This is a genomic window from Lacinutrix venerupis (genome assembly GCF_001971745.1).
In the GTDB taxonomy this organism is placed as follows: domain Bacteria; phylum Bacteroidota; class Bacteroidia; order Flavobacteriales; family Flavobacteriaceae; genus Lacinutrix; species Lacinutrix venerupis.
Genome location: NZ_CP019352.1, coordinates 2,956,278 through 2,969,788 on the forward strand (window position 1 = coordinate 2,956,278; position 13,511 = coordinate 2,969,788).

Below are 13,511 nucleotides of genomic sequence, written 5' to 3' on the forward strand. Positions count from 1 at the left end.
CAATATTTACTTAAATAGTTTCTGAAAGAATTTCTAATGGATTTTGTTCTAAATCCTCATCACTTTCTTTTTCTTTTATTTCTTCTCTCTTAGAACTAACACTTAAAATTATGCCTATTGCTAAACACGTCATCCATATTGAAGTTCCACCACTACTAATTAATGGTAGTGTTTGGCCTGTTACAGGAAACAACTCTACAGCAACTGCCATATTTATTAGCGCTTGAAACACAATTGGAATACCAACACCAAGCACTATTAATTTTCCAAAAATAGTGTCAGATTTTTGCGCAACTATTACTATTCTAAATAATAGCCACATATATAAAACCATTAAAAACAATCCGCCAATTAATCCATATTCTTCAATAATAATTGCAAAAATAAAATCTGACGATGATTGTGGTAAAAAATTTTTCTGTGTACTTTTTCCCGGACCAACACCTGTTAATTCTCCAGAAGCTATTGCAATTTTTGCTTTTTCAATTTGGTAATCTCCTTCTGTATCTCCATCATCTGAAAAACTTTCTATTCTACTCATCCAGGTATCAATACGGTTTGGCATTGCGTCTGGAAATGCTTTTGCCACCAAAATAAACATAACCAATGCTAATATTCCTGAACCAATAATTACAGCTAAATATCTAATAGGATAACCACCCAAAAACACTAATACAATTACCATTAAAAATATTAACGCTGTAGTTGAAAAATTTGATGGTAAAATCATTATTAAAACTAAAAAAACTGGCAACCAAAGCGGCAATATAGTTTCCTTAAAAGACACTGTTTTATCTTTTATTTTAGACATATATCTTGCCACGTAAACCATTAAAACTACAGATGCCAATGTAGAGGTTTGAAAAGACATATTTACAAATGGAATTCTTATCCAACGGCTTGCGTTTGCTCCATCAATAGTAGTACCTTGTAAAATAGTAACAACCAACAATACTAACACAACAGGTATCATTACCATAGACAAACCTCGAAAATAACGATATGGTATTTTATGTACACCATACATTATTGCAAAACCTAAAAACAAGTGCATAAAGTGCTTTACAAAATAGGTAAAGGTATTTCCTCCTCCTACATTTACTAGATTACTAGCCGCACTGTACACAGGAAGAAATGAGAAAATAGCCAACAAAGCAGCTATTGCCCATATTAATCGATCTCCTTTTATGTTTTTAAACAGTTGTTGCACTTCTTTTATACTTTCTTTTTATAAATTTCTTACAGCATTTTTAAACTGTCTTCCTCTATCTTCGTAGTTTTCAAATAAATCGAAACTTGCACACGCTGGAGACAACAATACATTGTCACCTGCTTCTGCTACTTTATAAGCAATTTTTACAGCCTCACTCATAAACTGAGTTTCTACAATAACATCTACCATATTAGAAAAGTTTTCCATAAGCTTCTCATTGTCTACGCCCAAACAAATTATTGCTTTTACTTTTTCGTTTATAAATGGAAACAACTCTGTATAATCATTACCTTTATCTACTCCACCCACAATCCAAACTGTTGGCGCATCCATACTTTCTAATGCATAATATGTTGCATTTACATTTGTTGCTTTAGAGTCGTTTATATATTGAACTTTATTAATTTTTAGAACCTGCTCTAAACGGTGCTCTACACCATGAAAGTTTTCTAAACTTTCACGAATAGTTTGCTTTCTAATTTTTAATAAGTGCGATACTGTTGAAGCAGCCATTGCATTTTTTATATTGTGCTTTCCTTCTAAAGCTAAATTTTTTGTTGGCATAATTATCTCGATGTTATCTATTGTTATTTTTATATTTTCTTTATCTAAATACGCTCCATTTTCAAACGTTTTTTTTAACGAAAATGGTAATAATGTAGATTGAATAGTGTTTTGTTTTAACCAGTTTGTTATCACCTCATCATCGGCATCATAAATTAAATAATCTTCCTTTGTTTGGTTTAAAGCAATTCTGAATTTAGAATTAATATAGTTTTCAAACTTGTAATCATATCTATCTAAATGATCTGGTGTAATATTGGTAAGTACAGCAATATTGGGCTTAAAATCTACAATACCATCTAGCTGAAAACTACTTATTTCTAAAACATAGTTTTTATAATCTTCTTCTAAAATTTGTTTTGCAAAACTATCTCCTATATTACCTGCCAAACCAACATTTAATTCTTGTTTAAGAATATGATGTGTTAATGAAGCTGTAGTTGTTTTACCATTACTTCCTGTAATACCAACAATAGTTGCATTTGTATATTTTGAAGCAAATTCTATTTCAGAAATTACTGGAATATTATTACTAATAAGCTTTTGAATTAACGCAACCTTATCAGGAATCCCAGGACTCTTCATCACTAGATTAGCATTAAGAATTTTAACTTCTGTATGCTGCTCTTCCTCCCATTCAATTTCATTATGTATAAGAACTTCTTTATATTTTTCTTTAATTTTTCCTTTGTCTGAAACAAATACATTGTAACCTTTTGCCTTTGCTAAAAGTGCAGTTCCAACACCACTTTCTCCAGCTCCTAATATTACTAATCGTTTCATTTTTTACTCTTTATTTATCATCTTTAACTTTATAGAAATGATAAAATTTTATCTTAACTTTAATGTTACTACTGTTAAAATCGCTAAGAAAATTCCAACAATCCAAAATCGTGTTACTATTTTACTTTCGTGATAACCTCCTTTTTGATAATGATGATGTAAAGGCGACATTTTAAAAATACGACGTCCCTCTCCATACTTTTTTCTCGTGTATTTAAACCAGCTCACTTGTAATATTACCGAAAGCGACTCTGCGAAAAATATACCGCACAATAATGGGATTAATAACTCTTTTCTAACCGCAATAGCTATTACTGCTATAATTCCTCCAATTGTTAAACTCCCGGTATCACCCATAAACACTTGTGCTGGATATGTATTATACCAAAGAAAACCTATTAATGCTCCGGCAAAAGCTGCAATAAACACCACAAGCTCTCCTAATTGTGGTATAAACATAACATTAAGGTAATCTGCAAAAACAAAGTTTCCAGAAATAAAGGCAAATACAGCTAATGTAAATACAATTATGGCGGAACTTCCTGCCGCAAGACCATCTATACCATCGGTTAAGTTTGCACCATTGGAAACTGCAGTAACTATAAAAATTACTATTGGGATAAATACCAACCATGCGTATTTAGAATAATCTTCTCCTAACCAATTGATTAAATTTGAATAATCAAACTCATTGTCCTTTACAAAAGGAATTGTAGTTTTTAAAGATTGCTCTGCTGGATTAAACTCGCTAGATGAGTTTTGAGTTATTTTTTCTGTCTCGTAAATTGGGTTTACTTTTTCTGTTCTTATAGTAACTCCTGGATGAAAATACATAATAGACCCAACAAAAATCCCTAATCCAACTTGACCAAGCACTTTAAATTTACCACTCAATCCTGCTTTATCTTTTTTAAATACTTTAATATAATCGTCTGTAAAACCAACTAATCCCATCCAAACCGTGGTTACAATTAACATTATCACATAAATATTTTCTAGCTTAGCAAATAACAATACTGGTATTAATGTTGAAAAAATAATAATTAAACCACCCATTGTTGGTGTACCTGCTTTTTCAACTTGACCTTCTAAACCTAAATCTCTAACCGATTCTCCTACTTGCATTTTTTGCAATAATCTTATAATTTTCTTTCCGAAAATTGTAGAAAACAACAACGATAAAATAATAGCTAAAGCAGCACGAAAAGTTATAAACTGAAACACACTTGCTCCTGTTAACTGGAATTGTTTTTCTAAATATTCGAATAAGTAATACAGCATTTTTTATCTATTAATATTTATTTACTATTTCTGTAATTGCTTTAATAATTCTTCTACAATTTTAAAATCGTCAAAATTTGTTCGCACTCCATTTATTTCTTGATATGTTTCATGGCCTTTTCCTGCTATTAAAATAATATCTCCTGCATTTGCAAGTTGACATGCCGTTTTAATAGCCTGCTTTCTATCTACTATTGATAAAGTTTTTTTAAAATTTTGAGGCTCTACACCTTTTTCAATATCCTCAATTATACTTTCTGGAACTTCTGTTCTTGGGTTATCACTTGTAAAAATGGCTTTTGTACTTAAAGCTGATGCTATATGTCCCATTCTTGGACGTTTAGTTTTATCTCTATCACCTCCACAACCAACAACAGTGATTAACTCTTCGTTTTTAGTGCGAATACTATTTATAGTTTCTAACACATTCTTTAAAGCGTCTGGTGTGTGCGCATAATCTACAATAGCAGTTATTTTGTCTTCAGAAATCATATATTGAAATCTTCCACTTACACTTTCTAAAGCACTTATTAATCTTAAAATTTCTGTTTTTTCAAGACCTAGCAATTCTGCAGTAGCATAAATTGCCAATACATTAGAAGCATTAAAATCACCTATTAGCTTGGTCCATACTTCACTTTCATTAACTTTAAGCAACATACCACTAAAGGAATTTTCTAAAATTTGCGCTTTATAATCTGCGTAATTTTTTAAACCGTATTTATATTGCTTTGCTTTTGTATTTTGAAGCATTATTGCTCCATTTTTATCGTCTGCATTTGTTAATGCAAAAGCCTGTTTTCCAAGATTATCGAAAAACGATTTTTTAACATCTCTATATTCGGCAAACGTATCGTGATAATCTAAATGATCGTGTGTTAAATTAGTAAAAACTCCTCCTGCAAACTCTAAGCCTTCCGTTCGTTTTTGGTGAATACCATGAGAACTTACTTCCATAAAACAAAACTCTACACCTTCATTATTCATTTCTTTTAAATAATGATTAATTGTTAAAGAATCTGGTGTTGTGTGCGTTGCTTTATAGTCTTTATTATCTACTTTTATAACAACAGTAGAAAGCAAACCTACTTTATAACCTGCATTTTTAAATAACTGAAATAACAATGTTGCTATTGTAGTTTTCCCATTAGTTCCTGTAACACCAACTAGTTTTAGGTTTGATGATGGATTACCATAATAGTTTGATGACATTATTGCTAATGCACTACTAGAATTTTCTACTACTATATAACTTATTCCTTCTTTTAAATTTTTAGGTAACTGCTCGCAAACTATAGCTATTGCTCCTTGTTGTATGGCACTTTCAATATAATTATGACCATTTACAACACTTCCTTTTATCGCTACAAATAGATCGTTAACAGCTACACTACGTGAATTAAAATGAATATTTCTAATAAACACGTTTGTAGAACCAACAACAGTATTGATGGTTACTTTATATAATATGTCGATTAATGAATTCATGATAATTCTAAAACTATAGTTTGATTTCTCTTTACTTTTTGACCTTTGGCAATAGATTGACTTTTAACAACACCATTACCATTCATTTTTACTTTTAAGCCTAAATTTTCGCATAATGCTACCGCATCCATAATTGGCAAACCAACTACACTAGGCATTATTGTTAAATAGGTATTTGATGTATTGTAAAAATTTTGATACTCTTCATCTACCTTTACATTTTTAACTTCTAAAGACTCTATCTCATCTATAATTGGTGTGTCTGTAAAAATCTTTTGCGCAATACGTTTAAACACTGGTCCAGTAACATCTGCTCCATAAAAACCTACCTTTATACTTGGCTTATGAATTACAACAATGCAAGAATACTTAGGGTTTTCTACAGGAAAATAACCTGCAAAAGACGACACGTATTTTCTATCTTTTTTCCAAGCTTCAAAATTTCTATAATCTGTTCTTGCAGTTCCGGTTTTACCAGCCATAGAAAAGTATTTTGAATACATTCCTTTTCCTGTTCCAAACTCCACAACATTTTCTAAAAGTTTTTGTGCTTTTTTTATTGTTTCATCTGAAGCAATTTTTTTAACACGCACTTCTTTTTCAAAACTTTCAATCTCTCTATCCAATTCTCTTACTTGACGTAAAAATCGAGGTTTTAACATCTCTCCATTATTAGCAACCGCATTATAGAACGTTAAGGTTTGTAAAGGCGTAAGCTGCATGTTATAACCGTAAGCCATAGACGGCAAAGCATTTCTACTCCATATTTTATCTCCTGGCGACGGAATTACTGGATCTCCTTCTCCTATTATAGGTAGATCTAAATTCTCATGAAGCCTCCATTTTTTTAATCTATTAATAAATTTATTTGGGTTTTTAGCATAACCATCATCTATAATAGTAGCTAAACCAATATTTGAAGATTTCTCAAAAGCCTCTCCAACAGAAATTTTTCCATAACCACGCGTATCTGTAATACCTCTTCCATAAAAAGTTTTATAACCTTTTTTTGTATCTACAATACTTGATGTATCTATTACCTTATCCTCTAATGCCGCCATTACCGCCATTAACTTAAAAGTAGAGCCTGGCTCATGAGACTCCCAAACTGCATAATTTCTTTTCTCGTAATATTTACCAGATTTAGATTTTCCTAAATTTGAAATAGCTCTAATTTCTCCAGTTTTAACCTCCATTACAACAACACAACCATGATCTGCATCATACTTTTCTAATTGCTCTAATAAAGAATGGTGCGCAATGTCTTGAATATTTGTATTTATAGTGGTATAAATATCGTAACCATCTTGAGGCTCAACCTCATTATTATCCCTAATTGGTTTCCACTGTCCTTTACCAATTTTTTGTTTTAATCGATGGCCATCAATACCTTTTAGGTATTTTTCTCCAAAAGCGCCATCTAAACCAGGTCTTGTTACATCTCCATTTTCATCTGTGCGCTCGTAACCAATTGTTCTTTGCGCTATACCACCCATAGGATGTTCGCGCTTAGTAGTTTGCTCTACAATTAAACCTCCTTTATATGCTCCTAAATTTAATAACGGAAATTCACGTAATCTTAAATAGTCCGAATATCCAATATCGCGCGCTAACAAATAATACCTATTTTGTTTTGCTTTTGCTTTTCTTAAATTTTCTCTATAGTAACTTGATGGTTTTCCTGAATAACTAGATAACGAATCGCATAACGGACCAATTTGCTCCTGCCACACCTTTTTTTTAGGTGTTTTTGTATCTATTCTAATATCGTACTTAGGAATTGAAGTAGCCAATAAATTACCGTTTACAGAATAAACGTTACCTCTATTAGCAGGTATTGGCCTATCTTCAATAACCCTACTTTCTGCTAATTCTCGATACTTATCTCCATTAACATACTGAATGGTTAATAATTTTACAACCACAGCAAGGCCGAAGATGAACATACATCCAGCTACAAAATACAATCGGTTTAATATGTTCGTTTCGTTTACTGCCACGATTACCTAATCTTGCTTCTTGCTTTTTACTTTTAATTTTTGAGGCGGAACTTCGGAAGTTTTCAAGCCTTTTTTTATCATTTTTGCCGAGACGACTGATTCTTTCTTTAACTCCATCAATCGACCTCTACCATCTATAAAGGCACTTCGCAACTCTTTCGCCTCATTACTCAACCTTGCTATTTCATGCACTTTTTTATCTGCACTATGCGAACTCGCAATCATTACTATAGCCAACACAGAAATAAAGAGAATCATTCTCCAATTCTTAAAAGAATCGTCGCTCACTAAAAACGTTCCTCTTAATATGCTATAGATATTTTTTTTCATATTTTTTCAGCAATACGAAGCTTTGCACTTCTTGCTCTATTATTAATTTTAATTTCTTCTGCTGAAGGCACTATTAATTTCCCAACCTTTTTTAACGGCACATCAAAATTTCCAAAAACATCTCTTTCCGGCTCGCCTTCAAACAATCCATTTCTTATAAAACGTTTTACCAACCTATCTTCTAAAGAATGATAACTTATTAAACTCAATCTTCCTTCAGGCTTAAGAATTTCTGGTGTTTGTTTTAAAAACTCTTTTAACGCTTCAATTTCTTGATTAACCTCTATTCTAATTGCCTGATATATTTGCGCTAAAATTTTATTTTCATGCTTTGGAGACAAAAACTTTTTTAGCACTTTTTTTAATTGATTACCCGTTTTTATCACCTCATCCTTACGAAATTCAACAATTAACCTCGCCATTGCTGGCGCCGCACGCAGCTCTCCATATTGCAATAACACGTTTTTTATCTGGTCTTCATCATATTCGTTTATAACATGAAATGCAGATAATTGATTTTTTTGGTTCATCCTCATATCCAACTCAGCTTCAAATCGAGTTGAAAAACCACGTTCCGCAACATCAAATTGATGTGATGACACACCAAAATCTGCCAAAACACCATCCACCGCTTTTACACCATGAAATCTTAAAAAACGCTTGATGTATCTAAAGTTTTCGTGGATAAGCGTAAATCTCGAATCGTCTATTGCATTTTCAAGAGCATCTGCATCTTGATCAAAAGCAAACAACTTTCCTTTTTCTCCCAAACGACTTAAAATCTCTCTACTATGACCACCACCACCAAAAGTAACATCCACATAAACACCGTCCGGTTTAATAGCTAAACCATCAACCGTCTCTTTTAACAATACAGGATTATGATATTCCATCTATTTCATCGTCTTGTCCCATTACCTCTTCTGCTAAATCTGCAAAATCTACAGTAGCATCATCAATGGCTTGTTCATATTTATCTTTATCCCAAATCTCCACAATATTTACTGCTGAAGACATTACCACATTTTTTGAAATAGCAGCAAATACAGTTAAATCTTTTGGAATTAACAATCTACCACTTGCATCCACCTCTACCATTTTAACTCCCGCAGTAAAACGACGAATAAAATCGTTGTTCTTTTTCTTAAATCTATTTAGCTTATTCACCTTCTGCATCAAAACCTCCCATTCCGACATTGGATACAATTCCAGACAAGGTTGAAAAACCGCTCGTTTTATCACAAACCCATTTTGCAACACAGGAGCCAACTGCTTTTTAAGCGCAGCAGGAAGCATTAGCCTTCCTTTGGCATCCGCTTTACATTCGTATGTTCCTATTAATGAGTTCAATGTGATTTTTTATTGCTTCAATATATAAGAGTCAAATATATTGAAAATTTTACCACTTTTTACCACATTTTACCACATTGTTAATAAATACTTCTTTAAATCGCATATTTAAAGGCATTTAAAAAGAATCCTTAAAACATAAATATTTGTAATTCAAACACTTAAATACAAGACAAAATAGTAATGAACAGATGTTAATATGTATAAAGCAATAGTTTTTTCAAGTATCTAAATATTACTACTTTTATTTACACGAAATAACTATATTTGCTTTAATCGATTGACTTAAACAAACCAATGTCTCACACACTTATTTCTGAAGGAAAATTTAAATATATTGAAGCTGGAGAAGGCACACCAATAATTGTTCTACATGGACTTATGGGTGGCTTAAGCAATTTTGATGCAGTAATTAATCACTTTAGCAAAGAAGGCTACAAAGTAATTATCCCACAATTACCTGTATATACAATGCCACTTATAAAAACCAATGTAAAGGCTTTTTCTAAGTACTTAGGCGAATTTATAGAATTTAAAAATTTTGATCAGGTAATTTTATTAGGAAATTCTCTTGGTGGCCATATTGGATTATATTACACAAAATTAAATGCCGAGAAGGTAAAAGCATTAATTATCACAGGAAGCTCTGGATTATACGAAAGTGCAATGGGAGGAAGCTACCCAAAACGAAGTGATTATGAAGTTATCAAGAAAAAGGCACAAGACGTTTTTTATGATCCTGCGATTGCCACTAAAGAAATTGTAGACGAAGTTTACGAAACAGTAAACGACCGAATTAAACTTATAAAAACATTAACTATTGCCAAAAGTGCTATTAGACATAACATGGCAAAAGACTTACCTAAAATGAATACACCTACGTGTATTATTTGGGGAAAAAATGATGCAGTAACTCCTCCAGAAGTTGCAAATGAGTTTAACGAATTACTTCCAGACTCTGATTTGTTTTGGATTGACAAATGTGGCCATGCAGCTATGATGGAGCACCCAATTCTGTTTAATGAAATTCTTGAAGACTGGTTGAAAAAACGTGGTTTTTAAAAACCTACAAGAGAAACAACATAGAGAAATAGACCTTTTACACTTGGTCACTTATTCTTATGTGCTTACTTTTGTGTTTTACAATTAATTAAAAGAAATTTCCGTTTTAACGGAAACGTGTTATAGAGATGAAAATAAAATCTGCTGAGTTTGTAGTAAGTAATTCTGATGTTACAAAATGTCCAAAAGACATGCTACCAGAATATGCCTTTATTGGTAGAAGTAATGTTGGAAAATCCTCACTTATAAACATGCTTACCAGCAGAAAGAGTCTTGCGAAAACTTCTGGAAGACCAGGTAAAACTCAACTTATTAACCATTTTATTATTAATAAAGAATGGTATTTAGTAGATTTACCGGGTTACGGTTATGCACGAGTTTCTAAAAGCACGAAAAAAGTATTTCAAAAATTTATTACTAAATATTTTGAACAACGCGAGCAACTTATCTGCGCGTTTGTATTGGTCGATATTAGACACAAACCACAACCTATAGACTTAGAGTTTATGCAATATCTAGGAGAAAGAGGTATTCCTTTTTGTATTATTTTTACTAAAGCAGATAAATTAAAACCTAACGCTATAGACAACCATGTTGATGATTACAGACATATCATGCTAGAAACCTGGGAAGAAATGCCTAAACATTTTATTACTTCTAGCTCTAAAAGTATTGGAAAAGAAGAAGTTCTTGAATTTATTGACGAACTAAATTCCGGAATGGTAGAAAATGCTTAACCTAAATTAGAAAAATGAAAACTTTTGTTATAGTTACGCTTTTATTATTTTTTACTGGCTTAGCACAAAGTCAAGAAAGTTTATATATAGACGAAAAAGGAGACACTATAAATAAAAATGAATATTTAAAGAAATGGAGAAATAAGGATTTACTCCTTAGCACATGGTCTCATATAGATAAAAATGGTAAGACATATTATACTTTAAAAAAAGATTTATACTTAAAAGGTATTTTTAATTATAGTGAAACAATAAAGCAACTAAAAAAAATCACTAACAAGAATTTTAAAGATAGTACTACTATACTTATAGAATATTATTTTAAAGATGACCTTTGCACTTCCTCTTCAGTAAAAAACAAATGGGATGTTGATAGAATTACTGAGCGTAAATTTTTTACTAACCCAATAAGAGATGAGCTTAAAAATGAAGAAATTACAATGATTACTTTATTTGAAAATGGAATAATTATAGAGAATAAACCTAAACGAAAAAGCGAATATTATTACATAGATAAGGATAATTATTTTAGAAATAAATTTTTTAAAAACCCTACACTTTGTGGCGCTTATGCTTTGTTTAAAAAGAATGGAGAAACAGTTATTAGAAATGGTGAGTATAGACCAGATCAAATGGCTAAACATTTAAAACCAGAAATCTGGAAGCATTTTTTTTAACTCATTTTTTTTCGGCTTAGTTCAAAATATTTGTTAAGCTACAAATGAATCAAACTAAAACACACAAAGTTCCAAAGCTTACAAAACCAATTCGACTACAAGAATACGGTGTAAATATTTTTGATTCTATTCAAACAAAGTCAGCACTAAAAAAAGCCTTAAAAAAAAATTATATTACCGTAAACAATTTATTAGCATCTACTGCAACCTATATACATGGCGGAGAAACTATTTGTTTAACAATTAAAGAAAGTAATAAACATAAAACCAAACTTGTTTTAAAATTAGACGTTTTATACGAAGATGATTATTTAGCAATAATTCGCAAACCTGCAGGTATTCTAGTAAGTGGTAATAGTTTTAAAACAGTTACAAATGCTTTAGAACAAAATTTAAAACCAAGTAATTTAAAAGACAGTACTTCACCTCAACCAGTTCACAGGCTAGATTACCCAACAACAGGCTTATTATTAATAGGAAAAACGAATAGTAGCATTCGCGCTTTAAATAAACTTTTTGAAAATAAAGAAATAAAAAAAACATACTACGCTATTACTATTGGCAAAATGCAGAAGTATGGTGAAATAGCCTCATTAATCGATAACAAACCCTCTCTATCACTTTATGAAGTAAAAGCAAGCGTAGACTCTAAACGCTTTAGCGTTTTAAATCTTGTAAAACTAAAACCTAAAACAGGAAGAAAACACCAATTAAGAAAACATATGTTAAGCATAGGTCATCCCATTTTAGGAGACAAAGATTACGCTATAGATAATTTAATTTTAAACGGAAAAGGCTTATATCTACATGCTTATTCTTTAAGTTTTACTCATCCTTTTACAAATAAATATATTTTTATAGAAGACAAATTACCTAAACGTTTTAATAAAATATTTAGTAATATTATTTAATTATCCTTTTAAATAGAAAAATTAATTTTTAACATCTAAAGCATCTCTAAGCGCATTACCTATTAGCATAAAAGCCATAACTAAAAACATAATGCACAAGCCTGGAATAATAGCCAAATAAGGCTTACCGAGTATAATGTAGTTGTAATGGTCTTTTATCATCGCTCCCCAACTTGCCATTGGCGGTTGCGCTCCAATACCTAAAAAACTCAGTCCACTTTCTATTAAAATTGCCGCAGCAAAATTTGCAGCACAAATTACAATTACCGGAGCCATTATATTTGGTAGAATATGTTTAGTTATTATTCTAAAATTATTAAATCCCAAAGCACGAGCGGCAGTAACATATTGCATTTGTTTTGCACTAATAATTTGTCCTCTTACTACTCTAGCCACTTCTACCCACATAGTTAAACCAACTGCGATAAAAACTTGCCAAAAACCTTTTCCTAAAGCTAATGTAATTGCAATAACCAATAACAATGTTGGTATTGACCAAGTTACATTTATAAACCACATTATAACAGCATCTATTTTACCACCAAAATATCCAGCAACACTTCCCATAAAAACTCCAATAAGCAAAGAAATAAACACAGCAACAAACCCTATAAAAAACGAAATACGCGCTCCTACCAAGATTCTACTTAATAAATCTCGCCCATATTTATCGGTTCCTAAATAAAAGGTTTTTGTAGTTATTAAAGCTTCGGTGTCAATTGATTTATCTTTATTAATATAACTCTTTTCAATACCTTTTAAGCCATCAGAAGCATATTCTGTGTAATTTATTCGATTTCCATTTATATTATATTCCGAAATAGGGATTTCGGTTACGGTATTTATTTTACCGAAAAAAATCTTATCTAAAAAACCTTGCTTAGTTTTAATTTGAGATGGCAACATTAGCATATTTATAGAAAAACCAGGTGCCTTAGAGTGAATAGAGACATGCATTTGGTTGGCATGTTTAGAATTATCTGGCGCAAAAACATATGCAAACACAGAAATTACACCAACAAATATTATAAAATAAAAACTAAAAACGCCCCAAAAATTCTTTTTGAATTTTTGGAGCGCTAATTTACTTAGTGAGTTTGTTTTAGTACTCAATT

General features: G+C 31.3%; 13 protein-coding genes. 4 read left to right on the plus strand and 9 right to left on the minus strand.

Annotation, left to right across the window (positions count from 1 at the left end; translation table 11 throughout):
• Window positions 1-10: 10 nt before the first annotated feature.
• From BWR22_RS13375 to mraZ, 8 genes are read right to left on the minus strand one after another with little or no spacing between them, the layout of a single operon-like run.
• Window positions 11-1,210: an FtsW/RodA/SpoVE family cell cycle protein gene (locus BWR22_RS13375; protein ID WP_076734157.1), complete on the minus strand. Its 1,200-nt coding sequence runs from the start codon at window positions 1,208-1,210 to the stop codon at window positions 11-13.
• Window positions 1,211-1,228: 18 nt separating this feature from the next.
• Window positions 1,229-2,560 (minus strand): UDP-N-acetylmuramoyl-L-alanine--D-glutamate ligase, encoded by a 1,332-nt coding sequence (gene murD / locus BWR22_RS13380; protein ID WP_076734158.1) that lies wholly within the window; start codon window positions 2,558-2,560, stop codon window positions 1,229-1,231.
• Between the two features lie 48 nt (window positions 2,561-2,608).
• A complete protein-coding gene (gene mraY, locus BWR22_RS13385; protein WP_076734159.1) occupies window positions 2,609-3,841 on the minus strand; it encodes a phospho-N-acetylmuramoyl-pentapeptide-transferase in 1,233 nt (410 codons plus the stop codon).
• 24 nt (window positions 3,842-3,865) lie between these two features.
• Window positions 3,866-5,329 (minus strand): UDP-N-acetylmuramoyl-L-alanyl-D-glutamate--2,6-diaminopimelate ligase, encoded by a 1,464-nt coding sequence (locus tag BWR22_RS13390; RefSeq protein ID WP_076734160.1) that lies wholly within the window; start codon window positions 5,327-5,329, stop codon window positions 3,866-3,868.
• Window positions 5,326-7,275: a penicillin-binding protein gene (locus BWR22_RS13395; RefSeq protein ID WP_076734161.1), complete on the minus strand. Its 1,950-nt coding sequence runs from the start codon at window positions 7,273-7,275 to the stop codon at window positions 5,326-5,328. The genes BWR22_RS13390 and BWR22_RS13395 overlap by 4 nt, the downstream gene beginning before the upstream one ends.
• 60 nt (window positions 7,276-7,335) lie before the next feature.
• Entirely contained in the window at window positions 7,336-7,659 is a 324-nt protein-coding gene (locus BWR22_RS13400; RefSeq protein ID WP_076734162.1) for an FtsL-like putative cell division protein, read from the minus strand.
• Window positions 7,656-8,552 carry a 16S rRNA (cytosine(1402)-N(4))-methyltransferase RsmH gene (gene rsmH / locus BWR22_RS13405; protein WP_076734163.1) on the minus strand — a complete coding sequence of 299 codons (897 nt, stop codon included), beginning with the start codon at window positions 8,550-8,552 and terminating at the stop codon, window positions 7,656-7,658. The genes BWR22_RS13400 and rsmH overlap by 4 nt, the downstream gene beginning before the upstream one ends.
• Window positions 8,539-9,009: a division/cell wall cluster transcriptional repressor MraZ gene (gene mraZ / locus BWR22_RS13410; protein ID WP_076734164.1), complete on the minus strand. Its 471-nt coding sequence runs from the start codon at window positions 9,007-9,009 to the stop codon at window positions 8,539-8,541. Before mraZ ends, rsmH begins: the two co-directional genes overlap by 14 nt.
• Window positions 9,010-9,306: 297 nt before the next feature.
• On the opposite strand from mraZ, the gene BWR22_RS13415 reads away from it, so the two are divergent.
• The 4 genes from BWR22_RS13415 to BWR22_RS13430 all read left to right on the plus strand — a co-directional run bounded on the left by BWR22_RS13415 (window position 9,307) and on the right by BWR22_RS13430 (window position 12,396).
• On the plus strand, window positions 9,307-10,071 hold the full coding sequence (locus BWR22_RS13415; protein WP_076734165.1) for an alpha/beta fold hydrolase: 765 nt from the start codon (window positions 9,307-9,309) through the stop codon (window positions 10,069-10,071).
• Between the two features lie 128 nt (window positions 10,072-10,199).
• Window positions 10,200-10,808 carry a ribosome biogenesis GTP-binding protein YihA/YsxC gene (yihA, locus tag BWR22_RS13420; protein ID WP_076734166.1) on the plus strand — a complete coding sequence of 203 codons (609 nt, stop codon included), beginning with the start codon at window positions 10,200-10,202 and terminating at the stop codon, window positions 10,806-10,808.
• Between the two features lie 14 nt (window positions 10,809-10,822).
• Window positions 10,823-11,485 (plus strand): hypothetical protein, encoded by a 663-nt coding sequence (locus BWR22_RS13425; protein WP_076734167.1) that lies wholly within the window; start codon window positions 10,823-10,825, stop codon window positions 11,483-11,485.
• A 44-nt stretch (window positions 11,486-11,529) separates the two neighbouring features.
• Window positions 11,530-12,396 (plus strand): RluA family pseudouridine synthase, encoded by an 867-nt coding sequence (locus tag BWR22_RS13430; RefSeq protein WP_076734168.1) that lies wholly within the window; start codon window positions 11,530-11,532, stop codon window positions 12,394-12,396.
• 21 nt (window positions 12,397-12,417) lie between these two features.
• Here the strand turns inward: BWR22_RS13430 and BWR22_RS13435 are convergent, their stop codons facing one another.
• On the minus strand, window positions 12,418-13,509 hold the full coding sequence (locus BWR22_RS13435; protein WP_076734169.1) for an ABC transporter permease: 1,092 nt from the start codon (window positions 13,507-13,509) through the stop codon (window positions 12,418-12,420).
• Window positions 13,510-13,511 lie beyond the last annotated feature (2 nt).